At 48.3% G+C, this 25,026-nt stretch carries 26 protein-coding genes; 14 read left to right on the top strand and 12 right to left on the bottom strand.

Features of this window, described 5'->3' with window-relative positions:
* The first annotated feature begins 10 nt into the window (after positions 1–10).
* From AC3WTJ_RS30800 to AC3WTJ_RS30775, 6 genes are all read left to right on the top strand, one after another.
* Positions 11–823: a PPK2 family polyphosphate kinase gene (locus AC3WTJ_RS30800; protein WP_492524942.1), complete on the top strand. Its 813-nt coding sequence runs from the start codon at positions 11–13 to the stop codon at positions 821–823.
* Between the two features lie 93 nt (positions 824–916).
* Entirely contained in the window at positions 917–3,709 is a 2,793-nt protein-coding gene (locus tag AC3WTJ_RS30795; RefSeq protein WP_492524941.1) for a CHASE3 domain-containing protein, read from the top strand.
* Positions 3,679–4,572 (top strand): CheR family methyltransferase, encoded by an 894-nt coding sequence (locus AC3WTJ_RS30790; RefSeq protein WP_492524940.1) that lies wholly within the window; start codon positions 3,679–3,681, stop codon positions 4,570–4,572. The genes AC3WTJ_RS30795 and AC3WTJ_RS30790 overlap by 31 nt, the downstream gene beginning before the upstream one ends.
* 303 nt (positions 4,573–4,875) lie before the next feature.
* Positions 4,876–5,409 (top strand): DUF1003 domain-containing protein, encoded by a 534-nt coding sequence (locus AC3WTJ_RS30785; RefSeq protein WP_492524939.1) that lies wholly within the window; start codon positions 4,876–4,878, stop codon positions 5,407–5,409.
* 81 nt (positions 5,410–5,490) lie between these two features.
* A complete protein-coding gene (locus tag AC3WTJ_RS30780) occupies positions 5,491–5,655 on the top strand; it encodes a DUF1328 domain-containing protein (RefSeq protein ID WP_127458160.1) in 165 nt (54 codons plus the stop codon).
* A 65-nt stretch (positions 5,656–5,720) separates the two neighbouring features.
* Positions 5,721–6,101 (top strand): YflT domain-containing protein, encoded by a 381-nt coding sequence (locus AC3WTJ_RS30775; RefSeq protein ID WP_492524938.1) that lies wholly within the window; start codon positions 5,721–5,723, stop codon positions 6,099–6,101.
* A 648-nt stretch (positions 6,102–6,749) separates the two neighbouring features.
* Here the strand turns inward: AC3WTJ_RS30775 and AC3WTJ_RS30770 are convergent.
* Positions 6,750–6,950, bottom strand: coding sequence for a cold-shock protein (locus AC3WTJ_RS30770; RefSeq protein WP_127457760.1), 201 nt, complete (start codon positions 6,948–6,950; stop codon positions 6,750–6,752).
* A 71-nt stretch (positions 6,951–7,021) separates the two neighbouring features.
* Complete coding sequence (locus tag AC3WTJ_RS30765) at positions 7,022–7,222, bottom strand: cold-shock protein (protein ID WP_028555458.1); 201 nt, start codon at positions 7,220–7,222, stop codon at positions 7,022–7,024.
* Between the two features lie 145 nt (positions 7,223–7,367).
* Between AC3WTJ_RS30765 and AC3WTJ_RS30760 the strand changes: the two genes are divergently transcribed.
* Positions 7,368–7,820 (top strand): amidohydrolase family protein, encoded by a 453-nt coding sequence (locus AC3WTJ_RS30760; RefSeq protein ID WP_492524937.1) that lies wholly within the window; start codon positions 7,368–7,370, stop codon positions 7,818–7,820.
* A 57-nt stretch (positions 7,821–7,877) separates the two neighbouring features.
* On the opposite strand, the gene AC3WTJ_RS30755 is transcribed toward AC3WTJ_RS30760, so the two are convergent.
* Positions 7,878–8,210 carry an LSm family protein gene (locus tag AC3WTJ_RS30755; RefSeq protein ID WP_492524936.1) on the bottom strand — a complete coding sequence of 111 codons (333 nt, stop codon included), beginning with the start codon at positions 8,208–8,210 and terminating at the stop codon, positions 7,878–7,880.
* A 117-nt stretch (positions 8,211–8,327) separates the two neighbouring features.
* Positions 8,328–9,887: a copper amine oxidase N-terminal domain-containing protein gene (locus AC3WTJ_RS30750; protein ID WP_492524935.1), complete on the bottom strand. Its 1,560-nt coding sequence runs from the start codon at positions 9,885–9,887 to the stop codon at positions 8,328–8,330.
* Positions 9,888–10,073: 186 nt separating this feature from the next.
* Here AC3WTJ_RS30750 and AC3WTJ_RS30745 point away from each other — a divergent pair, with 186 nt between their 5' ends.
* The 3 genes from AC3WTJ_RS30745 (at position 10,074) to AC3WTJ_RS30735 (ending at position 13,751) form a co-directional block, all read left to right on the top strand.
* Positions 10,074–10,601, top strand: a complete 528-nt coding sequence (locus AC3WTJ_RS30745; protein WP_492524934.1) for an NfeD family protein — start codon at positions 10,074–10,076, stop codon at positions 10,599–10,601.
* Between the two features lie 36 nt (positions 10,602–10,637).
* Entirely contained in the window at positions 10,638–12,122 is a 1,485-nt protein-coding gene (locus tag AC3WTJ_RS30740) for a flotillin family protein (protein ID WP_492524933.1), read from the top strand.
* A gap of 111 nt (positions 12,123–12,233) precedes the next feature.
* The gene (locus AC3WTJ_RS30735) at positions 12,234–13,751 is read left to right on the top strand and encodes an HD domain-containing phosphohydrolase (protein WP_492524932.1); all 1,518 of its coding nucleotides are present in this window, start codon (positions 12,234–12,236) and stop codon (positions 13,749–13,751) included.
* An 81-nt stretch (positions 13,752–13,832) separates the two neighbouring features.
* Here the strand turns inward: AC3WTJ_RS30735 and AC3WTJ_RS30730 are convergent, their stop codons facing one another.
* The 4 genes from AC3WTJ_RS30730 to AC3WTJ_RS30715 form a co-directional block, all read right to left on the bottom strand.
* A complete protein-coding gene (locus AC3WTJ_RS30730; protein WP_492524931.1) occupies positions 13,833–15,143 on the bottom strand; it encodes a MerR family transcriptional regulator in 1,311 nt (436 codons plus the stop codon).
* A gap of 139 nt (positions 15,144–15,282) precedes the next feature.
* The gene (locus AC3WTJ_RS30725) at positions 15,283–16,572 is read right to left on the bottom strand and encodes a hypothetical protein (protein WP_492524930.1); all 1,290 of its coding nucleotides are present in this window, start codon (positions 16,570–16,572) and stop codon (positions 15,283–15,285) included.
* Positions 16,559–17,125 carry an RNA polymerase sigma factor gene (locus AC3WTJ_RS30720; RefSeq protein ID WP_127457751.1) on the bottom strand — a complete coding sequence of 189 codons (567 nt, stop codon included), beginning with the start codon at positions 17,123–17,125 and terminating at the stop codon, positions 16,559–16,561. Before AC3WTJ_RS30720 ends, AC3WTJ_RS30725 begins: the two co-directional genes overlap by 14 nt.
* A gap of 269 nt (positions 17,126–17,394) precedes the next feature.
* Positions 17,395–18,657, bottom strand: coding sequence for a hypothetical protein (locus AC3WTJ_RS30715; RefSeq protein WP_492524929.1), 1,263 nt, complete (start codon positions 18,655–18,657; stop codon positions 17,395–17,397).
* Between the two features lie 177 nt (positions 18,658–18,834).
* On the opposite strand from AC3WTJ_RS30715, the gene AC3WTJ_RS30710 reads away from it, so the two are divergent.
* The 4 genes from AC3WTJ_RS30710 to AC3WTJ_RS30695 all read left to right on the top strand — a co-directional run bounded on the left by AC3WTJ_RS30710 (position 18,835) and on the right by AC3WTJ_RS30695 (position 22,232).
* Positions 18,835–19,284, top strand: coding sequence for a hypothetical protein (locus AC3WTJ_RS30710; RefSeq protein WP_246239494.1), 450 nt, complete (start codon positions 18,835–18,837; stop codon positions 19,282–19,284).
* 245 nt (positions 19,285–19,529) lie between these two features.
* On the top strand, positions 19,530–20,759 hold the full coding sequence (locus AC3WTJ_RS30705; RefSeq protein WP_127457750.1) for an S-layer homology domain-containing protein: 1,230 nt from the start codon (positions 19,530–19,532) through the stop codon (positions 20,757–20,759).
* Between the two features lie 141 nt (positions 20,760–20,900).
* Positions 20,901–21,590: an L-ribulose-5-phosphate 4-epimerase gene (araD, locus tag AC3WTJ_RS30700; RefSeq protein ID WP_309492452.1), complete on the top strand. Its 690-nt coding sequence runs from the start codon at positions 20,901–20,903 to the stop codon at positions 21,588–21,590.
* A 150-nt stretch (positions 21,591–21,740) separates the two neighbouring features.
* Complete coding sequence (locus tag AC3WTJ_RS30695) at positions 21,741–22,232, top strand: GAF domain-containing protein (RefSeq protein ID WP_127457748.1); 492 nt, start codon at positions 21,741–21,743, stop codon at positions 22,230–22,232.
* On the opposite strand, the gene AC3WTJ_RS30690 is transcribed toward AC3WTJ_RS30695, so the two are convergent.
* From AC3WTJ_RS30690 to AC3WTJ_RS30675, 4 genes are all read right to left on the bottom strand, one after another.
* Positions 22,225–22,674 (bottom strand): PilZ domain-containing protein, encoded by a 450-nt coding sequence (locus tag AC3WTJ_RS30690; RefSeq protein WP_315954974.1) that lies wholly within the window; start codon positions 22,672–22,674, stop codon positions 22,225–22,227. The genes AC3WTJ_RS30695 and AC3WTJ_RS30690 overlap by 8 nt on opposite strands.
* Before the next feature lie 81 nt (positions 22,675–22,755).
* Positions 22,756–23,841: a polysaccharide deacetylase family protein gene (locus tag AC3WTJ_RS30685; protein WP_492524928.1), complete on the bottom strand. Its 1,086-nt coding sequence runs from the start codon at positions 23,839–23,841 to the stop codon at positions 22,756–22,758.
* A gap of 109 nt (positions 23,842–23,950) precedes the next feature.
* Positions 23,951–24,592: a thiamine diphosphokinase gene (locus tag AC3WTJ_RS30680; protein WP_492524927.1), complete on the bottom strand. Its 642-nt coding sequence runs from the start codon at positions 24,590–24,592 to the stop codon at positions 23,951–23,953.
* A gap of 89 nt (positions 24,593–24,681) precedes the next feature.
* Entirely contained in the window at positions 24,682–24,915 is a 234-nt protein-coding gene (locus tag AC3WTJ_RS30675) for a hypothetical protein (protein WP_127457745.1), read from the bottom strand.
* Between the last annotated feature and the right edge of the window lie 111 nt (positions 24,916–25,026).

The following is a 25,026-nucleotide window of genomic DNA, read 5'->3' as shown; positions in this document are numbered from 1 at the left end:
AGGCCGGCCTATGCCAGTCAAGCATAAATTGGAATATGGAAAAAAGTTTCGTTTAGCGAATATCGATCCCAATGATACCGGGGCCGTCCATGACCGGGAAGAGGTAGAAGCTGAGGTAGAACGCTTGAAAGAGCAGCTGGAAGCTCTGCAAAATAAGCTGTACGCCGAGAAGAAGCAATCCGTTCTCTTTGTCATACAGGGGATGGATTGCAGCGGGAAAGACGGCGTTGTTAAGCATGCCCTTGGCGGCTTGCATCCGCAGGGGTTCCGGGTAAACAGTTTCCGTGCCCCAACGGAAGAAGAAGCGGCTCATGATTTCTTATGGCGCGCCCACCAGATTGCACCGGCCAAAGGGATGATCGGAGCCTTCATTCGTTCGTATTACGAAGATGTGCTCATTACGAGAGTCCATAATTGGATTAACGGGGCGGAAGTGAAGAGCAGATTCAAGCATATTAACCGATTTGAGAAATTATTGGAGAGCGGTGGCGTGAAAATCGTGAAGATTTTTCTCCACATCTCGAAAGATTTCCAACTTGCGAAACTGCGGAATCGGCTGACAGATCCTACGAAGCATTGGAAATTTGATAAAAATGATTTGGTAGAGCGGGAGTCATGGGCCGAATATGAGGAAGCCTATGAAGCGGTATTTAAGCATTGCAGCTCTGAAACGGCGCCTTGGTACATTGTGCCAGCCAATCATCGCTGGTACCGGGATTGGGCTGTGCTGCAAATCGCTGTAGAAGCGCTAGAGAGCATGGATCTAGCATTTCCAGAGTCAGATCCGGAGCTCGATGAAATACTAGAAAAACTACAGGAATAGGCGTTGTTTTTCTCTCTACCTCCGTAACTATGGTATAGTTAGATTAGTAGAATGTTAACTAACGTTCTCTATGAACTGTACTAGGAGGCTGCTATGGGCAAATTTTTTCGTGCGAATATACGTGCAAAAATAATAATGGGATATGTATTTATTATCATATGCTTAGGAATTGCTCTTCTCATTGTGAGCGGTCGTGTCAATGCGCTGCAGAAGGAAGTGGATTTCGTCTCCAGTCATGATTTGGAAGCGCATGATCTTATCAATGCCATACAGAAAAACATGGTTGATATGGAAACCGGCATGCGAGGCTACATCATTACTGGAGACGTTCAATACTTGGAACCCTACGATACAGCCAACAAAACATGGCTGGATAATTATAATAAGCTTCTGCAGTTAGTCAGTTATAACCCCGCTCAGAAGGAGAGTTTGGAGCGTATTAAGCCGACGATCCAAAGTTGGATCCGCACGGCCGGTGATAATGTGATTCTGATGAAGAAAGAAAACAAACAGGCGGCAATTGAGGATTTTTTCAGGCAAAATTCAGGAAAAAAACTGATGGATCAACTGCGTACCCAATTCGATTCTTTTCTTGCGGCAGAAAAGCAGCTGACGACGGCTAGAGCCGAGCAGCTCGCTCAAAGTAATAATAATCTTAAAATTGTGCTTTTCACACTTCTTGGCATCATTTCTATTTTTGCAATAATTGTAGCACTGGTCTTATCTAATTCTATTACGAGTACGATCAAGCAAGTTACGAGAATGATTCGTTATATTACATCTTCCGAAGGGAATCTGACGTCGAGAATTGAACTGACCAGCCATGATGAAATAAGAGAGTTGGCGGAAGCGACTAATGATATGTTGGGAGATTTGGAGAAGCAAAACTGGATTCAAACGAATATCGCCGAAGTCGCCACTTTGTATCAGGGAATTAATGATATCGGCTGTTTGGGTGGAACTTTTATCAGCAAATTGGCGCCAATGCTGGATAGCGTCTATGGGGTTGTCTACCTTCGTGAAAACGTCGGGGAAGAAACTCGCTATGTGAAAATAGCCGGGTATGCGGCGTCCGGGAAGGATCCTGCTGCGGCTGTTTTCCGGTTGGGAGAAGGTCTGGTTGGCCAATGTGCGGTGGATCAGCGTATTTTCCTCATTGATAACCTGCCGGAAAATCATGTGAAACTTACGTCTGGTATAGGTGCTTCGGTCCCTCGTACCTTACTGGTAGCGCCCATTCTTGTGGATGGCCACACAGAGGCTGTCATCGAGCTAGCGTCTCTTCATACGTTCCAGGCTCAGCATTTGACCTTGGTTGACTCGCTGCAAGAGAAGTTTGGTTCGGCCATCACGAATGTGCGCAGCCGCATGGAAGTAGAGCGATTGCTATCCGAGTCTCAAATATTGACGGAAGAGCTTCAAGCGCAATCCGAGGAGCTGCAGGCGCAGTCGGAAGAGCTGCAAATGCAGCAGGAACAGCTGCGCATGACCAACGAATTTTTAGAAGAGCAGAACCATTTCTCTGAGCAAAAGGCGTTGGAATTAAAGAAGGCCAAAGACGAGCTGGAAGATTATTCGTTAAAGCTGGAGACGAGCTCTCAGTACAAATCTGATTTTCTTGCCAATATGTCGCATGAACTGCGTACGCCGCTCAATAGTATCATGATTTTGTCCCAGATGCTGGCGGAAAATAACGGCGATTTGCAAATGTCAGAGATTGTGGAATATTCGCGCGTGGTGAATGCCGCAGGGAAGGATTTGCTGGCGCTGATCGACGATATCCTGGATTTATCCAAAGTCGAGGCGGGCAAAATAGAAATCATGACGGACGATTTCAATGTGACCGAACTGCCGCAATTGATGAAGCTTATGTTTGCTCCGGTGGCGGAGAAAAAGGGACTCGACTTTGACATCACCTTGGATCCGGATGTGCCGAATGTCATTCAGACGGACGGTCAGCGCCTACAGCAAATATTGAAGAATCTGCTTTCCAACGCGTTTAAATTTACCGAAAAAGGTTCCGTGATGATGAAAATCGCGCTTGCCGACCCGGTTCGTGTGAAGGAACTCCTGCACAGAGACCCGACAGAAAAAGTGCTTGCCATCTCGATTACGGATACCGGTATCGGGATTCCCATCGACAAGCAGCAGGTCATTTTCGAAGCGTTCCGCCAGGTGGATGGCACAACCAACCGGCAATTCGGCGGAACAGGGCTTGGTTTATCCATTTGCCGCGAGTTTACGCGTCTGCTTGGGGGCTCTATTGTTGTGAAAAGCGAGGTGCACAAGGGCAGCACATTTACGCTCTACGTGCCTAACGCAATTGAAACGGAGCAGGATCATGAGACGCCCGGCAATGATTCTCATGGAGGGGAAATTGCTGCGGCTGTGGAAGAGCGAACGATTATTTCTACGCAAGCCGTTGAGCCGTCTGCCGTTTCATCGGTTGAAACGATAATTTCGGACGCGGAAGTCATCCATTCGGATGCGCAGCTGTTCCAAGGCAAAAGAGTGCTGCTCGTCGACGATGATGCGCGCAACGTTTTCGCGCTCGTTACTGCGTTGGAGACGAAGGGAGTCACCGTGGATGTAGCGGATCACGGGAAAGATGCCCTGGAGATGTTAGGAGGAGGCGCCGAGTACGATCTCATCTTAATGGACATCATGATGCCGGTCATGGACGGTTATGAGGCCATGCAGGCGATTCGAGGAGAACTGCATATGCATGAACTGCCGATCATTGCCCTTACGGCCAAAGCGATGAAAAGTGAGAAAGAGAAATGCTTGGAAGCCGGCGCTTCCGACTATATTACGAAGCCGCTAAATATGGATCAGCTATTTTCGCTCATGCGTGTATGGCTAACGAAGCAGGTGAAAAAACATTGAATCGTAAACCTGTGGAGGAGCCCGTCGACTTGGAGACCCCGCCTTATGAGGATGAACGACAAAACATTGAGATTAATCTCCTCTTAGAAGGCCTGTATCAAATGTACGGGTTTGATTTCCGCCACTATGTCCGTTCTTCCTTACGGAGGCGGGTTCTGAATCGCATGAAAGCAGAGAAGCTGCCGAACGTCACTGCACTATTGGAGAAGGTTCTCCATGAACCTGGCTTCGTGGATCGCTTGCTCAATGACATGTCGATCCGCGTCACTGAGATGTTCAGGGATCCCAGCTTTTTCCGTGCTTTTCGCAATCTGGTCGTGCCTGAGCTCAGGAAGTACCCCGAGATTCGCATCTGGCATGCCGGCTGCGCAACGGGTGAGGAAGTGTACTCCATGGCGATCCTGATGCAGGAGGAGGGCTTGGCGGAGAGAACGAAGATCTACGCAACGGATATGAATGAGAAAGCGATTGATGCCGCGCAAAAAGGGGCATTCCCGCTTAAGCAGATGCAATATTTCACCAAAAATTATTTGGATTCCGGCGGGACCAAAGCTTTCTCCGAATATTACACAACGGATCATCAGTACGCCTATTTCCAACCGGTCATGAAGGATAACTTGATGTTTGCGCAGCACAACTTGGCCACGGACGGTTCCTTTAACGAATTTCATGTGATCTTGTGCCGCAATGTCTTGATCTACTTTGATCATAAGCTGCAGACCCAGGTGCACAGCCTGTTTCACGGCAGCTTAGTCGGCGGCGGGTACCTCGGGTTAGGCAAAAAGGAGTCGATCCTTTTTGTGCCGGAAGGCGTGCATTACGAGGAGTACGTTCCGCAGGAACGAATATACCGTAAGAGGTAAAACCACTTGAGACGATGAGGGTATCGTTGTCTCAAGTGGTTTTTTTGTTGTTAGCTGCGGGGAGGGAACTGAGAGACTCTATTTTTGGGGAAAAGAGCATTTTTCCTCGCTGAGCGGAACTGCAGAGCACTATTCGGCCTCCGTGGCACACTTATCGGGCGGGAACGGCAAAATAGTGGCCCACAGTTCTCTCTATCTGTATGGAACAAGCTATTTTAGGAGAATAGACTCCATCACCCTTGTTTCGCCCGCAGCGGCTACGGTTAACAATGTTTATAAATCACCAGAAAGAAGGAGATTACAATGAGCATAGTTGATGAGCAGAAGTCTCCGAATGAGCGCATACCCGACAAGTTGATCCAAGAGTTGGAACGCGATACGCATGCCAGGCTTAATATCGAGCAGTTGACCCGAATTACTGCAATGGTCAGAGAGTATCAAGGAAATATCAAGTCGCATTTGACACAGCAGCAGGCCAAAAAATCGTCCTGGGCGGACCGCATTGCCGACCGCATCGCGGTATTCGGCGGAAGCTGGACGTTTATCGTGCTGTTCGCTCTTTTTCTGGTGAGCTGGATGCTGCTCAATCTGACGCGTTTTGCCTACGATAAGCCGCCGTTCATTTTGCTGAATTTGATATTATCGTGTATATCGGCTTTTCAAGCGCCGGTTATCCTCATGAGCCAGAATCGTCAGGCGAATCGAGATAAGCAGGAGGCCATCCTGGATTTTGCCATTAATTATAGGGCTGAACAAGAGAATATGGAGATGAAGGAACTGCTCGAACGGATGGATCAGAGGCTGGAGAGAATGGAGCGGGAGATTTTCCACCGATAAAATGTTTCATTTTAGGGACAAGCGGTTAATAGATATCATAGCCAAGCAACACAAATTACTGATGAAAAGAGGGTGTTTCCTATGTTAGGCTGGGCTGTCATGTTCTTAATCATTGCTCTCGTAGCTGGTGTATTCGGATTTTTTGGAATTGTTTCAGCGGCAGTAGGAATTGCCAAAGTCCTGTTCTTCGTATTCCTGATCATGTTTGTCGTATCGCTGATTTTCGGCAGACGCCGAGGCATCTAGTCTACATGAACTCACAGTAACAATCGCTTTACCCTATAAAATCAATCGAAAGAGGAGGAATTACCATGAGTACTTACACAAGAGTGAGTGTGACAACCAATCTTCAAGAAGCGCAGGAGAAAGTACAGCAATTGTACAGGGAAGGCTTTTCGAGGGAACACATTTATGTGCTGACGCACAGTGCTGAAGGTACCGATTTCGTCGCAAATTATACGGGTGCAGAGCAGATTACCATGCAGGAGGAGGGCATGCTGACGGCTATTGCGAATCTTTTCCGTTCCCGCGGCGATGAGCTTAGGGCGAAGATGAAGGCTCTCGGCGTGCCTGATGTAGAGGCCGGTCGTTTGGAAGGTGAACTGGATCGGGGGAAAATCCTTGTCCTGGCGAAGCCCTCCAGCGAGTACCAAGCCTATGATGAAGCAGATTTTCAGCGTACGATTTTATAAAAATGGACAAGGAGACTCCTTCGCGGGTCTCTTTTTTCCGTAGATGAGAAAAAAGACGGCTGTGCAGCAAAGTTGAAGGGCTACGTTGCATTACATACAACGTAATGGTGTGGTCAGACCGCGATTGCGGTCTTTCGTTGCACATCATACAACCATTTGTTGCAAAAGGTGAATTATAAGCGGTTCTTGAAGAAATCGGGTTAGGCGGTCAAATAGGGCCCTGCAGTTCCGCTTGAACGCTGAAACGGGCTTAATTTGTTAGAATAGCGCCCTGTAGTTCCTCCAAGTAGCTAGCTAGCTTACCTCTCCTATGAGGATGCCCCCTCCGCCAAATGTCTCAGTAACGCTGGATTTTTAGCGGCGTCGGGTGTTCTCCACCGCCAAAATTCGCTCCCACCGGGCTCTTAACAAGCTAAACTACGGAGGGAAATTAACTCCTCCAATGATTCCTTTCTCCTCAACGAGGAACTGCTGGGCTCCATTTCATTGAAATAGGCCCTTTTTCAAAAGATAAGAATTTATATGTTTTGGGTTGAGCGAAAGCTCAACCTTTATTTTGTTCATAGCACTAAAAATAGCAAAGCCCTTATTGCCTCCATTCTCGGAGACAATAAGGGCTTCGGGTACTACCGTAGGCTGTATTACTAATTATCGCCTGCTGCTTGTGTTCGATAAGGTTGGGAGCATCTTTGAATCCTTGACCATGGCAGAATGACAAATCGGACATTCCGGACTTTCGTCGAATGAAAAGTTATCTCTCATCCAACATGAGCACTGTTCCGTGCTGCAGGTCCAAATGTTCGTTTGCTCTTCGGGCACAGGTTCCATCGATTTCTTTGAAAAGTACATGTGAACTCCTCCTTGTCATTATAGACTCAGCCTCAGACTCGCAAGCAGTGTATAGCAATATGTGGTAAGGACTACAGCTTGACTACATTTTCAGCTTGCGGTCCGCGGTTACCTTGAACAACTTCAAATTGTACGCGTTGGCCTTCATCCAAGCTTTTGAAACCTTCCCCTGTAATAGCGCTGAAGTGAACGAACACATCATTGCCGCCTTCCATTTCGATAAAACCAAATCCTTTTTCTGCATTAAACCATTTTACCGTACCTGTTTCCATGTAGACATAAACCTCCAATAATTTGTTCCTGCGTGTTGCTCTTGGATCATTCAGAACCTGACAGCTTGTTAACGCAGCTTTGATAATATATCCAATTCGAAGGGAGCTTATTCCAATTTCATGAAAATTCATTTCAAACCGATTGATGCACTGCCAAAAGTTTCCTATACTGAGGTGTACCACCGTTTTCGACCATCATTATGTATTTCCGCAGCAAAATAGCGCCCATTTCATCGATAAACAATTTGAAGCGGCTGAGCGCCTAGGCATTCGCTTCGTAGCTTCCAGAGGGTCCATGACGCTTGGCAAGGATCAAGGAGGCTTACCTCCTATGAGCGTCGTGCAGGACCTGGATACGATCCTTGCTGACAGCGAGAGGCTGATTGATCGTTATCACGATGCCAGCGCAGGCTCGATGCGTCAGGTGGTGCTGGCGCCGTGCTCACCCTTCAGCGTCTCCGCCGATCTGATGCGGGAATCGGCGAAGCTGGCTAGAGCCAAGGGCGTACGGCTTCATACGCATCTGGCTGAGACGAAGAATGAAGAAGCCTATACGCTTGAAAGGTTCGGCATGAGACCGCTGGCTTATAGAGAATGAAAAAAGCCCGCACCTCACGCAAGGCCTTTATGGACCAAGTGGGGGGCGAACTTTCTCTTAAGCAAGCAATAAAATGACTAGCAGCTCGAACAGAACTAACGTCAAAATTTGATTGTACTGAGCAGGCGTATAAATAGGTCTATGGTGCCCGTAAGGCTGAGCATGCGGGGGAACATGCAGATAAGCGTGGTGCCCATCCACATTCACCAGTACGCCTTCATGCGTTTGCCCGTCTATGGTTGTGACGCGAATCGTACGACCGACATGGGGGTGAACAGCTCCCATAATTGCGTTACGCTTGTGCATCATTTGATGCTGCCAGTTTGGTTCTGCTTGATAAAGAACTTGCGATCCATGATGTCCGGGGTGTTGCGACGGATTCGTATACATAGCTTTCGCTCCTTTTTCGTGCGGCTGCGCGCATCGGTAGGCTTTTCGCCTAGGTTCACTACAGACTATTCAGCCGTCCGAAAAAGGTGCGTTTGCCCATACACTTATTCCAAGATACTAATCGCGTTTAATTGTCACCACACGAGTCTCATCGTCAAAGGATACTTTACCGCCAAGCGACTCTGCGATGAAACGAATTGGCACGAAGGTAGATCCATTATGGAGCGTTGCAGCACTTTCCAACTCAATGGAAGCACCGTCAACCGTAGCAATTTTACTATCGAGTTTCAGCACAATCGTTTTACCGCTTAACAAGTCTTTAATAGTAACTTCCTGCAAGTCGCCGTTCCAGCCAACCTCAGCGCCAAGCTTTTCGGAGATAAAACGCACCGGCACCATGGTTTTGTTATCTGCATTAATGAATGGCTGCGGTGTATCGCTCGTTGAGCCAGCATCGCCATCCGCCAGCTTTAAGTTAACTTCCTTCTTCGTTACTTTCATATCTTCGCGAAGCATTTTGTAGAAAGTAGACTGTTTATCCAAGTTATCCAGCACGCGATATAAGGAGGCAGCGTCCTTACCAACTTGCACGGCACCGTCGGAGACATCAATGGCCTCGGCTGTAACCGGCTTATCCATATTCCAAGTTTCACTTGCGAAGGAAATTTTAAGCCCTGCAACGCCAGTGCCTTTATCCGGAAGCGGGATATTGGCCGCAAGTGTTTGCTTACGAATGAATTTATCAGCATCGATATAAAGATCAGCCTGCAGCGTGGATTTAGCGTCAAACAGGCCTTTAATAGGCATTACACCCTGTTCGGTATTCCCCGCAATGGCTTCTTCGAAAGAAGCAGCTGTTTTCTCCAGGAAATCACGGATAGGCTCATACACGAGTCCGATGGCTAATTGTTTGTTGCTCAAAATCGTTAGGGCGAAGTCTGCGGAACCGGCCTTGACTTGTTCTTCAATTATAGGTGACAAAGCATCGTACAATTGGCTCAGCAGGTCTTTTAAACCAGCTTCGTCCGCCAAGATATTGCTGAACAGTTTCTGGAGCAGGGTGGCTAGCTCAGTTCCGTTCAGTTCAATATGTGCTTGCTGGAGGGAGAGGTCGGCACCGTTAACTTTGTCCGTAACCGATGTGACCGAAATATGCGAAGGATTTGCCGTATTCGCTAAAATAAGTCCAATAACCGAAGATTTAATCTCGGCTAGTTTGTTCCCGAACTGTTCCTGAATGACGGTTGGCAGCATTTTGGTGAGCGTTGCATCTGACCCGCCTAAGACGTCATAAACAATCGGCTTTTTCGCGCCTTCGATACTCAAAATAATTTTCGTGCCTTCTGTAGCGAGCTTAAAGGGGATGGAGCCCTTCCCGTATGTAATGGTACCTTCTGCAGATGTCTGTTGGGCGTTCTGTGTTTTCACGTTCGTAAGCTCAACTTTTACATTTTGGAGAGCGCTGAGCGACTTCTGCTCGTCAGCTGTTAGCTTGGAGGTGTCGCCGGGAACGAACTCAATCTGCAAGGTGCCTTTGGATTCGGAGGACTTCACGGTTGCACTGTTTTTAATCGCCTCAGCAAGGTCTAAGCCTTGTACAGCTTGGCAGCCTGTCAGCGCAAGCAGCAGGAACACCATGGCGGCGGATACCCACCAAGTCATTTTCTTTTTGTACATGTGCTAATCTACTCCTTAGTTTTAATAGAATTAACAAAAAGACGTCCAATGATTATACGCGATGCACCAAAGAAGGATTCGCGTGCAAACGGATTATTTTTTGACCGCAACCTTTTATTACCAATTTCGTATATATTTATTAGACGGACTATGCTTCCTGAAGGAGGCCACAAGGAGGTGACGTCTATGATGACTTTGTTTGCGGTATGTTTTTTTGTAGGCCTTGTGTTAACTGTTCTTGTTACATTTTTTGGAGGCGACTTCTTTGAAGTCCATGGAGATACCGGAGGAGCCCATGGCCATGGGGGACCGTCCTTTTTCAACTTGTCTTCCCTTTTAGCGAGTTTAACGGTATTCGGCGGGATGGGGTATATGCTGAATCAGGTAGGAATGACCAGCAGTTTATTGATCCTGCTCATTGCTATTGGCGCCGGGCTATTTGTAGGTTGGCTGTTCTTCCTTTTCTATGCCAAAGTCATCTATAAGCATGATGACAGCATGAGGGAAAGCGATTTTGAACTCAATGGACAGTTAGGGAAGCTGATTGTGCCCATTAACGGGAAGGGGATCGGCGAGATGGTGATTGTGTTGCAGGGGACCAAACGGTCCATCAGCGTTCGATCCGAGCTTGGAGAATCGATACCCAAAGGAGCAAGGGTCGTCATTCTTCATATGGACAAAGGCGTCGCTACAGTAAGTCAATTTAGTGACTAAGCTTGAAGGTATTACTAACTTCCGGGAGGTTATTTGATGACGTTAACGATTTTGTATACGGTTGTTGCGATTGTACTTGTTGTTTTCATTTTACTTACTACCATTGTTAGAGCCTATAAGAAAGTTCCGCCGAATGAGGCGATGATCGTGTTCGGTTTGGGCGGCAAACGCGTCGTACAGGGCGGAGGAACGTTCGTCATTCCGGGTTTTCAGAGCTACAAAACAATCTCGATGATGCTCATGAGCTTCGACGTCAAGCCGGATCAGCCCATGTTCTCGCAACAGGGGATACGGCTTAAGATCGAGGCGGTTGCCCAGATCAAAATTCAAAGCGACCCCATCGCCATCGCCACGGCTTCCGAGCAGTTTCTGGACCACACGCTGCTGGAGCGTGAAATGATGATTCTTCATTCCGTTGAGGGGCATCTGCGTGGGTTGGTTGGACAATTAACGGTTGAAGCTATCCTCAAGAATCCGGATGAGTTGAACAGCAAGATGAGGGAAACGTGCTCGGAGGATTTGGATAAAATGGGGCTGAGCCTGATCTCCTTCGTCCTCAAGCGTGTAGCGGACGATCAAGGTTACATTGAGAACCTTGGAGTACCGGAAGTGGAGCGCGTCCGTAAAAGCGCCAGCATTGCCAGAGCCGAGGTCGAACGGGACATCCAGATCCGACAAGCGGATACGGACAAAGAATCGGCGATTCGCAAAGCAGAAGCACACCAGCTGAAGGTTGAAGCTGAAACGCTCGCCTCGGCCAAAGAGGCGCAGTACCGCAAGGAGCTAAGCATGCGGGAAGCGGAGTTCAAGCAGGAAACGACGAGCCGGCAGGCGGAAGCGGACTTGGCTTATGAGCTGAAGCAGAAGCAGATTCAGCAGTCGCTCGTGACGGAGCAGGTGAGAATCAGGCAGATGGAAGCTGAAGCGAACAAGACCGTACGGCAGATTGAAGTTGAGCTGAAGCAAAAGGAACTCGAGGCGTCGGTCATTAAGCCTGCCGAAGCGGAGAAGCAGGCTGCGATTATGCGCGCCGAAGTGAACAAACAGCGGCAAATTCTCGAAGCCGAGGCGGATGCCGAGTCGACGAGAAAGCGCGGTGAAGCGACAGCCGAGGCGGAGCTCGCCAAAGGGAAAGCGAATGCGGAAGTCGTTCGCTTGGCGGGACTTGCTGAAGCGGAGGCGCTGGAGAAGAAAGCTGAAGCCTACAAGCAGTACACGCAGGCAGCGGTGACGGTGGAAATTCTGCGCATTTTGCCGGAGTTAGCGGAGAAGATTGCGGCGCCACTGAGCAACGTGGACAAAATCACGGTGATCTCCCAAGACGGTGCGACATCCGGCGTGAACAAAGTGACAGGCGATATCGTCAAAATGATCGCCCAAGTGCCTGAAATTACGCAGACATTAACAGGCCAGAGTGTTACGGAGCTTGCACGCGCCTTCCTTGGCAAGGACAATGTGGCTAATGTGCCTAATGTGCCTAATGTGCCTAATGCGCCTAATGTGAATAAGGAACCGGAATGAATCGATACGATTGTCCTTGGCCCCTAGGGCTGAGGGCATTTTTTTATAAGCATAAAAGATCGGATTGCTATACAATAGGGACTAAGTTTAGTGTGAAATGAGGCATCCGTCATGGTTATTTACCAAAGGTTTCTGCGAGATTTGATTCGTAACTATATCATAGGTTCAGGCATTGCTGTTGTTGTGGTTGGCGGGGTCATTATTTCAACGACCTTGTCCATTTCGAATGCAGAAATGGTGCGTATTTTCTTCATTATGACCATTTCCCTGGGCGTCATGCTGTTGGCGGAGCTGTGGGTGTTTCGCCGGCACATGCAGCCCATTCGGGTTCTGCTGGAGCAGGAGGCGCCTGGTTTAACGTCCATTCGGGATGCTTATTTGCAAACGCACCGCTTTCCAGCGCTCTCCGTGAAACGCATTTTGGGACCCCATTTTCTTGGCTTGTCCATTCCAGCCATGACGATGGCGTCCATCGGGATTGCGATGGGCTGGCTTTCATTTCCTGCCTATTATATAGGGCTTGCAGGAATTGGTGCTGTGCTTGTGGCGAGCATGCATGCTTTGCTTGAATTTTTCACGACAGCCCGGGCGATCAGGCCGGTGCTTATCCATATCCGCGAGGTAGGCCATCGCCTTTATGGAGAGGACGTCTCTTTGGATGGGCGTGTGATTGTTTCCATTCAGCGCAAATTCCAGCTAAGCGCGTTCCTGATTGGAACGATGCCGTTGTTTCTTTTTAGCTTAGCCACGCAAATTCGTCTTCTTTCACAGCCATCGGATTTTACGGTGGATTATTGGAAGTGGGCAGGTATCATTCTGCTGCTTGGCGTGGGGTTTTCCTCTCTTGGGGCACGGATGCTGGCGAGAGATATTCAACAGCCTATCGGAGACTTGTACCAGGCGATGAAACAAGTGCAGTCCGGGGACTTGCAGGTTAGGGCTTCGGATTTATATTCCGATGAATTTTCAAGATTGGTTACAGGTTTTAATCATATGGTCAAAGGGCTTGAAGCACGCGAGAGCATGAATAATCAGCTGCTGCAGAGTTATTATTCCACCTTAGCTGCTGCCCTTGACGCTAGAGATGCTTATACGGCAGGGCATTCCACACGCGTTGCCCAGTATTCTCTTCTGATTGGAAAAGCTGTGGCTTTAAGTGAACAGGAACTCGATCTGTTGAAAAAAACAGCCCTGCTGCATGACATAGGGAAGATTGGCGTTCGCGACAATGTACTGCTGAAGGAGGGCCGATTGACGGATGAGGAGTTTGAGAAAATCAAGCTGCATCCGGTGCTGGGCGAATCGATCCTGAAGCAAATTGAGCCGGCGGAGGCGATGGCGCCTTTGCTCCCGGGCGTGCGCTCACATCATGAGCGCTATGACGGCAAGGGATATCCGGACGGCCTGAAAGGCCAGGAGATCCCGGAATTTGGGCGCATCATCGCGGTAGCCGATGCGTTCGATGCCATGACCTCCGATCGTCCTTATCGGAAGGGGATGGCGGTCGAGAAGGCGATGGCCATTCTCGCGGAGGGCAAGGGGACGCAGTGGGATCCCCGCTATGCGCAGACGTTTATTGATGTTTTCATGAGCTTGAATCATGGGAAGAAGACGTCGCAGGTAAGCTGACCACATGAAACAGCAAATGCATAAATAATAGAGCCCGCTGCTGCGTGAAGGGAGGCCTATTATTTATGCAATCTATGACGATCAATTGATGACCGGATAACCTAAAAATTCGGCAATCTTATCAAGCAATCGTTGCTGTGCCGTCATTTTTTGAAACATGTCATCGTATTTTTTGTTCCATTCTTCTTTCAGTTGGTTCATTTCCCCAGTAATGCCTTCATACTGCTGGTTCAGCAGCTCCGTTGTGGCAATTAGCAGTTCACCTTTGACGTCTTGTTCAGAAGCTTCTTGGATCTGCTGTTGAATAGCCTGAATCACGTTCTGAAGTCCTTTCACTTTAAGTGAAGCACCTTCAAATTGTCTGTGTAACAATTCAATGGTTGTAGCGATTTCACTGCGGATGTCCTGTTCAATGAGCTCAGCTATCTTGTTAACGAGAATCTGATTGACGCTGCTCAGTTCCGTGACTTCCTCCGTAAGGGCGTCACATCGATTGCCCAGCATTTGTACTTCCTCCGAAACACCCTCGACTTGTGGTTTCAGCAATTCTGTGGCAGCGGACAGTATCTCACTTTTGAGATCGGTCTCCGAAATTTCGGGTTGTGCTTGAACTTGTGCTTGTTCTTGCGCTTGTTCCTGCGCTAGTTCTTGCGCTTGTGCGAGACGCTGGATTTCATTACGCAGGTCCGCGATTTCATCCGAAACGCTATGATAGCGCGTATCCAATGCCTCAACGGTGGTTACCAAGTTTTCTTCCTTACTTGTTTGTTCCGGTGTTTTTATGACCTTCTGCATGAGAGAGTGGACCATGGCGCTTAGCTCTGTGAATTTATGTGTTAAAAGATCGAACTGAAAGTTGGAAGGATCCAAAGCAGGTGATGAAGCTCTGCCAGCTGTAACTGACGCTATACTGGCTTTTTGATTCAGGTTATCTGTGTAGTCCTTTAACTTCTCTGGCGTTTTGTTCGATTCTATCTTTTGCTTGAGGAGCTGCACCGAGTTACGTAATTCGATCGTATCATTACTAAATTGCGCGTTTGATTTGTTAACAGCCAGCGGGGGCAAATTGGAGCCGGAAATAGCAGGAGCCGTAGAGGAAACTGAAGGAGCCGGAGCTTCAGGCGGCGTGGTTTGTATTTCTTTAGGCGGTGAAAGAGCTTCCTTATCACGCATTTCCTGTAACTGTTCTTTGATGAACTTAAGTGGCTTATTGGCGTCTTTCATCCTGGCGATGGCTCGAAACATTTCGATGGCCTCTTCCGTGTATCTGAGTGACCCGTCAACAGCTACGATCGGAAGAAATTCACGAAAGTGATTGGACCATTCGACCACAGATGCACGTGTTTTTCCGATTTTGCCGGCGATTTCGGTGAGCTTATATGATCTTTTCATTGTGCTTTATCGTCATCCTTTCGTCTTAAGCTCTTTAGGCTTAGGCATTCAGCTGTAACATTGTATTCAGGAGATGAAGCAAGTGACAATGAAAAAAAGGGCCCATTCCCAATAACTGGAGAATGGACCCTTCCTTTATTTATTCAATTGACGGCACGCGTTTATCCGTCTCTGGTGCTAAATACCGGCCAACCTTATCAATCCATTCCTCGACATAATGATCCGTGGCCCACTGCGCCATGACAAGCTGCTCACCGGGGAGCAGATTCAGCACAAGCTGTGGATCACTGCCGGGTGCCTGGCCGTAGGGATAGAACTTGAGCTTGCCGTCTTCGAAGATAACGAGCATGTCGTTCATCGGCGAAGTCAAAGCATCGGTCGCTTGCGGCCAGGAAGACCGAATGGCGTTCCAGTTGCAGCACAGATCGTCGTGGTTGACGACTTTATCGGGCAGCTCTCGCGGGAAGTCATGCAGCGCATAGCTGTCGGGTACTGCCGCCGTGGTTGTCACACGCGGCGTTTCAGCGACCTTGCCAACCCAGTGCCCTGGTTCGCGCTGAACCGTCCAGCTCTCGCCGGATACCTCGCCGCGCAAACTGCTGGATACACTGGCGAGCACGCCGCTGATATTCGTGTTCGTGCCATAGACATCAGCGATAGACACATGATTCTTGTCCACCGGCTTGTTGTAGAACTGTACGGTGTGGCCTTCTTTTAATTGCGGCAGGGTACGGACCCAGATGCGATCTGCCTGATAGGGCGCACCGCCTCGCACGGTCTGTTCCGCCTCGGCAATAGACACATATTGATTCCCCGCAAATAGGAGGGTTTCTGTCCGATTGAGCTGTTCGCTTTCATCATCCGGGAAAGTTTCCGGTTTCACAGGCTGATCCGCCAAATGAGCGGATAAGTAATGGAATTCATCCGTTTTCGTTCGATGGACCAGCGAGTCGATTTTCCAGAAGTTTTGCTTATAAGGCATAAGAATCCCCGAACCTTCGGACGTCTTCTGCAGTTGTCCGCGAACAGGTGCGATCAGCATCGTGCGATAGGTACTATAACGCATAGGTTTCAGCGCGCGCCCAGGCTCGTTGGCAGGTTCATGCTCAGTCCTTAAGCCAATCAGCAAAGCCGTGGTAATCGGCGTAGGAGAGAGGTTTAAGGACGCTGTTGTTGCTGTTATTGCTGTATCTGCCACAGGTGCGGCATCACTTTGGGTATGTAGCGTGTTCCAAGGGAAAAGCAAGATCGCGGCCACGATTGCACCGACACCAGCGAAGCAAAGCACAGGCTTGATCCTTGGCTTCGTTCGTTCTTTGCGTTCAACCGCTTCTTCAATCTCGCGCTGAAGCTTGGAAGTAAAGCCGGGGCGCTCAAGCGGTCCTGATTCCAATTGTTTGCGTAAATCATCCGGATCAGGATTCTTCAAGAGCCTCACGCTCCTTCAATTTGACCACCTTGAGTCTGGCGTGATGAAGCCGTGATTTAACGGTTCCCTCCGATATGTTAAGGATAGACGCCATTTCTTTCGTTGAGAGCTGATAGTGGGCATGCAAAATCAGAATTTCCCTATATTTCGGTGGAAGGGAAATAACTTTTTTCCAGATGTCGCTGGCATATAATTTCTCCATGGCTTCTGTTTCGGCGGAACTCGATGTACCTGTAGATTGAATGAAGCCAACAAGGGTCACTTTGCGCCAGAAGGCTTTGCGTAAATAGTCATAAGTCGTATTGCGCGTAATCGTAAGAAGCCAAGTCTTAACCGAAGCTTCGCCGCGGAATGTAGTAAGATTGCGATAAACTTTTAGGAAGGCATCTTGGGCAATATCATCAGCTAAGTCTGAGTTGCGGCAAATGCTGAAAGCGTAATTCCAAACATCATTTCCGTAGGTCTCCATCAAATTGCGAAGAATGACTTTTTGATCTGTTGTTTCAGACACGTACTTTAAATACTCAAATACATGGACACCGGTCGTCTCCATTCTCTCACCTCTCTGAATTAGACGCTTGCAGGTTCCAAAAAGTTCGCAAAACGCCCAAAAATATTTCACGGCATCATCCCATACCTAAATAATTCGAAAGGATATTGCCGCAAGAGTCGGAGTATGAAGAAAATTTGTAGAAAAGAAGTAGGTCGGATTCTGGAGGAGTTTTGAGCCGGGGAAGAGAAAGGATCCTATATATAGAAATTGGACATCGATTATCCGTCTAGCTAAGACGGCTGAAGCGTTCCAACGTGTTGTTCAGCCGTTTAAAGTGCAGGATTAGCGTGCTGGCGGTCGATTCTACCCACGGTGATAGCTTTATAACGCCAGAACGTTGCATGAATGAGCTCAGCCTCCTTCTCATTTAGATACTGGACCAGCACCGTCACTTCCGGAAGCTTATGCTTTTGATGAGGGAGGGAATGTTTGGATTTGATAAGGAGTCCGATACCGAACCCGAGCAGGAAGCCGCCAAAACCGTAGATAAGTCCCCAAATGATAGGACCCCATTCCAGGATGAAGCCTAGGCTAATCCCAAAGACACTGCAAGCTGTTGCGCTGGCAAAGCCGATTTCAACGGATTTAGCTGTACGATCAAAGCGTTGATCAACAATAGATAATGATTTATCTGCATGGGCGTCCATGAGGACGGGGCGAATGCGGGCTGGATGAATACCGCTGTGCTCCAACATGCTTAAAGCTTGCTCTAACTCCGTACAATGCTCAAATGTGCCAATCATCCACAAAGGGGAGTTCATCTCGGTTCCATTCATCGATGCGATCCTGGCTTTCTCATAATAATCGGTTAAATGCTGACGTTGGGTTATGCGGAAAAGCCGATTTTGTTCAATCGAGCTGGTATAAGAATGGTACATGGCACCTCCTAGAACGGAAGGCATAAACATGAGCCATTGAGGGTTCAGAATACTGACAACCATACGGTTATGACCCAGGATGAGAGCCATAAGGGCTTCATAGAAGTGAGAAAATGTGAGATAAATCCACCACCAGAAAATGCCGTAAAAGCCAAGCCAAATGTGCTTGTTGTAAAGCTGTCCAAGACCCGGGAAAAGAAATGAGCAATAAGCGGCGATAAGAGGTCTCTTCTTCTCAAGAAACTGGATGCCGGTTGAACGCATGAGATGTACGGGGATTCGGCCGTTTTCCAGCATAGACAGTTCGTAGTGCTTATTCGCTTCAATGGAGCAGCGATAGCTGTCCCAGATTGCAAAAAAATAAATAAACATATAACCGAATAGCCAATTGGGATGCAAAACTTGCTTTGCCATCGCGAAATTGCCGCTAAACGAATACACCATAGCCAGATTGATTTTGGCCAATGAATTAATAATGACTTCGGAAAGCGTTAACAGAACACCTGTTGCATTTTTGTACATGAGCAGATGCCCAAAGCCAGGGAAGGAAGCCGACCACCAGGCAACCATGAAGGGGTTGCGGCGCTGGGCGTAGATAATATCGAACCTTCTGACAGCAGCCATTGTCCATCGGGGGGTGGAATGTGTTGGCAAAGGAAACCCGTCCTCTTCACTTCAAAATGTCTTTGGATTAGTATTGCAGGTATTGGTATTTTTTATGCAAATAATAGGAAGAATGCGAATTGCAGCCTTGACAATAGAAGGTATTAGCACGCAATATGTAGGAAGGATACTGCATGTAAATCAGGTCCTTTGGAGAGGAAGAACACAATGAATTTCGTTGAGCATGTCATGGATCACCTGCGTTCCGGAGTCATTAACAATTACCCTCAGCCAGTTGCTTTGAATATGGGCCTAGTGTATACCGTTAAACTGGAAGATAAGAAGACGAATTTAATTTGGCTGCCTTTTGAGTATACAGGTCTTGCATACGTGGATATGGGGCGACAGATCAATGTGCATCCTTACTATAGAGGCGTGATTTTTGAGGAAGTTGAACTCTCTCGGGGAACGGATCTTCACAAGCCGCAAACGGAAGAGGCCTTCGTGAAAGCCGTATTTCAGAAAAGCTTTGAGATGCATCAGCTGCTGCAGCAGGAGAAATATGCCTACCTGCAGGGGAGCGCACCGGATTTCCTAACGAAAATGTTATACATAACAGATTGGCTCCGTTACTACAATTCAATGAAAACCGTTGGCGCAGGCAGAAAGTTAGGCTGAGTGCCGGAATAATAGGACTATACTTTCTACGCTTGTAGAGGGTGTGGTCCTTTTTGATACGCAGAAAGACGGAATCAGCTTCATGGATGAAAGCCCCGCCCTGCGGCTATAGACCCAATCCTGCTAGTGCTTGGCACTCCTCTCTTACTAGGCTTTAAGGCTATTCTCAAAGGTTAATAGAAGCCTTATCCTAGAGAATGGTACAAGTTGGTATCAAAAATTTGTAGAGGGCGGAGAGTTTTAACATGGGGCAGTTGAATAAATGGATAGCCATAGCAGTGGCTTGCTGTGTAATAACCATAGGGGTTGGACAAACAAAAAGCGAAGCGGCTACGATGTCGGACATACGCGGGCACTGGGCGGAGCAGACGATTACCCAGATGGCGCAGCAAGGGCTGCTGGACGGCTTCCCGGACGGAACGTTTCGACCAGATGATGCGGTAACGGCTGACCAATTCGTGAAAATCGTTTTGCTTGCGTTCACGGATAAGTTTCCGAACGGTGAGCGCAACTGGAAAACAAGCTTTCTGCAGGCGCTAAGCGCGGGCAATCAGAGCATTTTGAAACAGGATTATCGGGATTTCACCTTTAAGCCAAGCACGGTCGGATATTGGGCGAAGCCATACCTGGATTTGGCCAGTGATCTTCATTTCATTAGTAAAGGGCAGTTCACGGATTATAAGGCGAAGCTGAAACGTGAAGACGTAGCTGAGATTTTGTATTACTTGCTGAAGGAAACCGAATATTTGGAAGATGAGGTATACAGCCTCAAAGCGGCCTCCCAATTCGGTGATCTGCAAAGCGCAACGTCCAGACAGCAGAAATTTATCGGCGAAGCGATGACGAAAGGGATTATGGAAGGATACCCGAACGGGTATTTTGGTGTGGGACGAGATGTTACCCGTGCGGAAGCCTTACAAATCATTACTCGCTTACAGACGAAGTCCAAGAGGATCAATGTGAAAAACGAGGGAGACGCTTTCATTAAAGTTGTACCTACCAAGGATGGCAGCTATAAAAAGCTCATCTTCCCTGATCAGCGCATGCTCGATGCTTACAGCATAATGGAGGAGGCAGGCAAGCTGCGAGGGACGAATTATGACTTGGAAGAAACTACGCTCCGCCTGTTCCGTGATGCGGATGCCAAAGCGCTTGCCGTGAACGGGGCGACAGCGGCTATACGTAACAGTAATGAAGCATCGTTGTGGCTTGATCCGCAATTTTTGACCTATGGCGTAACGGTTCGCCTGGAGGATGGGACTCTGGCGCGTAATATGGAAAGCATTCGCAAGTTTACGGATTTCCTTTTTGGTTATGATGCGGATATCTTCTATCGCCACTTTACGGATACGTGTGAGCGCGCCGCAGCGAAGGGCGTACTGGAAACAACGACGAAGCAGATTGGCAGTTTCTCTGTGGAGACGCGGCTTGAGCCGGATGGCAAAACCCTTGTTTTTTCAATTATACATGCTTAATCATGAACAGCATTAAAAAGTGAGGTGTACATACAAGTTGTGCACCTAAAACTTTATATCTCCACTATCTAGATAACATGTACGTACAAGTGTATAATAGTACATTATACGTACATTCATATCGGAAGGTGTTGAGTACACGTGCTGGAGAATTTGAAACAAGCGGTACTGGAAGCAAATTTGGATTTGCCCAAATATCAGCTCGTCACATTTACGTGGGGCAATGTCAGCGGGATTGACCGGGAGCAAGGGCTTGTCGTGATCAAGCCTAGCGGTGTGCCTTACGAGGACTTGAAGGCCGAAGATCTCGTGGTCGTCGATCTGGAAGGCCGAGTCGTAGAAGGCACGTTGAAGCCTTCCTCAGACACGCCGACGCATTTGGCGTTGTACCGCGCCTTCCCGGCCATTGGCGGGATCGTGCACACGCATTCGCCATGGGCGACAAGCTGGGCGCAGGCCGGAAGAGGCATCCCTGCCCTGGGCACAACACACGCGGACTACTTCTACGGCGAAGTCCCTTGCACGCGTCTCATGACGGAGGCTGAGATTAAAGGAGCCTACGAGCTGGAGACGGGCAACGTCATCATCGAGACGTTCCGCGATCTCGACCCGGCAATGGTACCGGGCGTGCTGGTGAACTGCCATGCCCCTTTCAGTTGGGGGAAGGACCCGCACAATGCGGTGCATAACGCAGTCGTTCTAGAGGAGGTCGCGAAGATTGGTTATCGCACCTTCGAGCTGAATTCAGCGATCCAACCTATGGATCAAACGCTGCTGGATCGGCACTTTCTGAGAAAGCACGGCGTTAATGCCTATTACGGGCAAAAATAAATGAAAGACAGCCGGCATCTCGACGTGTGCGGCTGTCTTTTTTGTATTCAGATAGGGAAGTAACAGGTAAATCTTATCCTTTGGCGGAAATGTGCACTTTTTGGTATGATGAGAGAGCAAGAATGTTAAGGGGAAGAAGGATGATAGACCATGTTCGCGAAGTCAGGTTATGAAGGAACAAGAGAAGAGAATTATACCTTGCTGATTCAGCAAGTTAAAGCATTGATACATGATGAACCAAACCGAATTGCCAATTTATCCAATGCCGCGGCACTGCTCGGGCAGTTTTTGACCGATGTGAATTGGGTGGGTTTCTATCTGGTGGATAAGGCGCAAGAGAAGGAAGAGCTTGTTCTGGGCCCTTTCCAAGGATTGCCGGCATGCGTTCGGATCCCGCTGGGTAAAGGCGTTTGCGGCACGTCCGCACAGCTTCGGGAAACGGTGCTAGTACCCGACGTTCATGCGTTCCCGGGCCATATCGCCTGCGATGCCGCTTCGCAATCGGAAATCGTCGTTCCGATCCTTAGCGGGGGCGAGTTGATCGGCGTGCTGGATATCGATAGCCCTAGCCTGAACCGTTTTGATGAACTCGATCAGCGCTATTTGGAGCAGTTCGTGCAAGCTCTGGCTGCCGCTATGTAAGGTCGTAAGTCATGGCATAAATATCATCCATATCTTCATCGGAACAAAAGCTGCAGCTTGCCAAGACGTTGGTGTGTCTCAAACGAGAACCCAACATAATCAGGTGGCTAGTCAACTGCTGTTCGATCGCTTTATCTGCGATGCTGAATTCAATCCCGTATTCATAGAGGGAGGGCTTCAGCATCGTTTTTCGTTTAATGATGCCTAGTATTTTCATTTCTTGATGGAAGAGATGAAACGTAAATTCCAATAGCAAGCTCATCTCGGTAGGGAGATTCAAGGGCGTATGCATACGAATGCCCCCTGCGCTGATGTCCCTGATCATGATTTTGGAATGCTTCGTGTCGGCGGCTTTATTTTTGATCCCTATAATTTTGAATAGGGCGGTTAAAGGTATTTGGAGATGCAGCCTGAAACTGGAGCGTTTATTTGGTTGTGACATGGAGAGGCTCCTCTTCATTAATAGGCATATTATACTATGAAAGTAGATATTTTGAACCATATATCAGAAAGAAAAAGCCCCTTATTTATGCTTAAGGAGCTTGGCCTCGAAAGCTTGTAAATCTTCCTCGCCATTAACAAAAAGCCGTTTCAGCAGGAAAGGGGACTGCTCGTTTGTTGCAAATCCTTGATCGATGGTAAAAGCATATCGGAATCCGTGCTGCTTAAGCAGCTTCAACGTTGTTTTGTTACGTTCGCCGTACGGGTAGCAAAAGATATCGGCTTTGGTGCCCAGATGTTCCTCAATCAGCTTTCTGGCTTCCACGATTTCGTACGCTTGTTCATCCGCCGTCAGCTTGGGGAGGTGAGGATGCGACATGCCATGCGGCTGAATGTCCCAGCCTCCAGCCTGCATCTTCTTGATTTGCTCCCAATTGAGATAGCCGTCCTGTTCCGTCATGCCAGGGGAGACGAAGAGTGTGGCAGGGAACCCGTATTTCGCGAGAATCGGCATCGCTTGCTCATAATTATCGATATAGCCGTCATCGAATGTCAGCAGTATCGGCTTCTCCGGAGCTTTCTCGGATGTGTCTCCTTCCAGAAGACTTATAAACGCATCGAGTGAGAGCGGTGTGTATCCGTGATCGTGCAAATACGCCATTTGTGCTTCCAGCTTATCCGGAGAAATGACAACAATATTCCCTGGATCTATCGCTACACTGTGGTAGTTGAGCACAGGGATACTGACTTTGGACGAAGTCTTGCCCGTGATCTTTGGCGGAACGATAGGCACATAAGTGTTCGTAGTAACAGAAGAGGGAACCGGTTTCGTGTCCTCAGAGAGTGGATGAAACAGGGTGGTCCCTACGTTGGAATCTTGCTCTGGTTCAGCGCCAGGTATCGCATTAGTTACAGCCTCAGGTACAACGCTAGGCACAGCAGCAGGTGCCGTAACCGGTTCTGCTTCTGCCGGAGGCTCGTCCGCTTGTACAGCGGGATGCTCCTGTTGTCCACCGGCAGCCGTAATGAGGTAAGCAGCCGCTGCGTCAGCCTCCTCCTCAGTTCCATACTCCGCAGAGGGAAGGCAGCTGACTAAGAGCAGCAGCACTATCGTGATAATCCCGATAAATAACGCAAACGACAGGATTCCCTTTCTTCGAAAGCTCATAGGCTCACCAACCATTTCTAGAGGAATAGTCTATTACTCTATTTGTAAGCAATGGTTGGGAGAATTATACCTAATTTGTAGAAGAGATTACTGGAAATTGGAACTTTGTTTAATCTTTGCTTTGAATAACCAAGAGGAGACCCGTCTGCAGCTCGATGAGACCTTCCGGTTCGTTAAGGATATTACTGATCCCGAGGGATTGGCCGATTTGTAACGTCGCTTGATGTAGCGGATACGCAAAGCCGTGGAGTGTAATGCCTGTAACTTCCAGGCTAAGCGGAAGTAAAGAGATATGCGAATAGTGTCCACGCTCAATGCGAGTGGTTTGATTCATAACGATGATTTGGTTATTAGCATCGATAATGGAGCAGGCAATGCCCAACTCCGTTCCTTTGCGCAGCAGATGCACATTGGCTAACGAATGATCGAAGCGAGTGCCCAGGGCACCCAGCAGGATGACCTGCTCAGGCTGCTCGGCAAGAGCCCAATTAAAGGCCATCTCTGTGTCGGTCAAATCTTTATGGATAGGGTCGCATTCGATAAACGATAGGCTTGAAGAACGAATAAGGCTTAACTCTTCAGCCGTTACCGAATCGAAATCCCCTAGTGAAATATGAGGTTTATAGCCGTGCTGAATCAAATACAAGGCACCGCGGTCTGAGCCGACCAATACATCATTCTTTTGAATGACCCCCAGCGCCCAATCGCCAAGCGTGCCGCCAGTTACAATAATTATTCGTTTCCCGTTCATGCTTGTTCCCCCAGCGCTTATTATCATCCCCTTAGTATACCATATCGAAGCAAAAAACCGAGCTGCATCCTGGCAGCCCGGTTCTAAGATTAGGTTCGATTATCAGCGCGCTTGCGCATAGGATTAAGCTCCGTTTGATCGTGATCAATCTCGGCTTCTTCCGCGAAGCCCTGCAACTCCCATGTCGTTCTGCCCAGCACGAGGTCCGCAGGAAATTCATCACCGCGTTTGAGGGTAACCTCTTGCCCTGCCTCATTGGCATAAATTCCGTCTGTCTCTACAATATCGCCTGTCATCGGTTCCATTGATTTGTCTTTCGCCATGCCGTATTCCTCCTTTCCTGTTGCTTATCCATACCATTTCCAAGCATGGAGGAAATTATGAATAGAATCATGTAGAATGATAAGGTTGTCATATACGGAATACATACTTGG

The sequence above is a fragment of the Paenibacillus sp. FW101-FHT12H11 genome, from assembly GCF_058790355.1.
The sequence above is the reverse complement of the archived record's forward strand: the minus strand, read 5'-3'. Positions and strand labels throughout refer to the sequence as shown.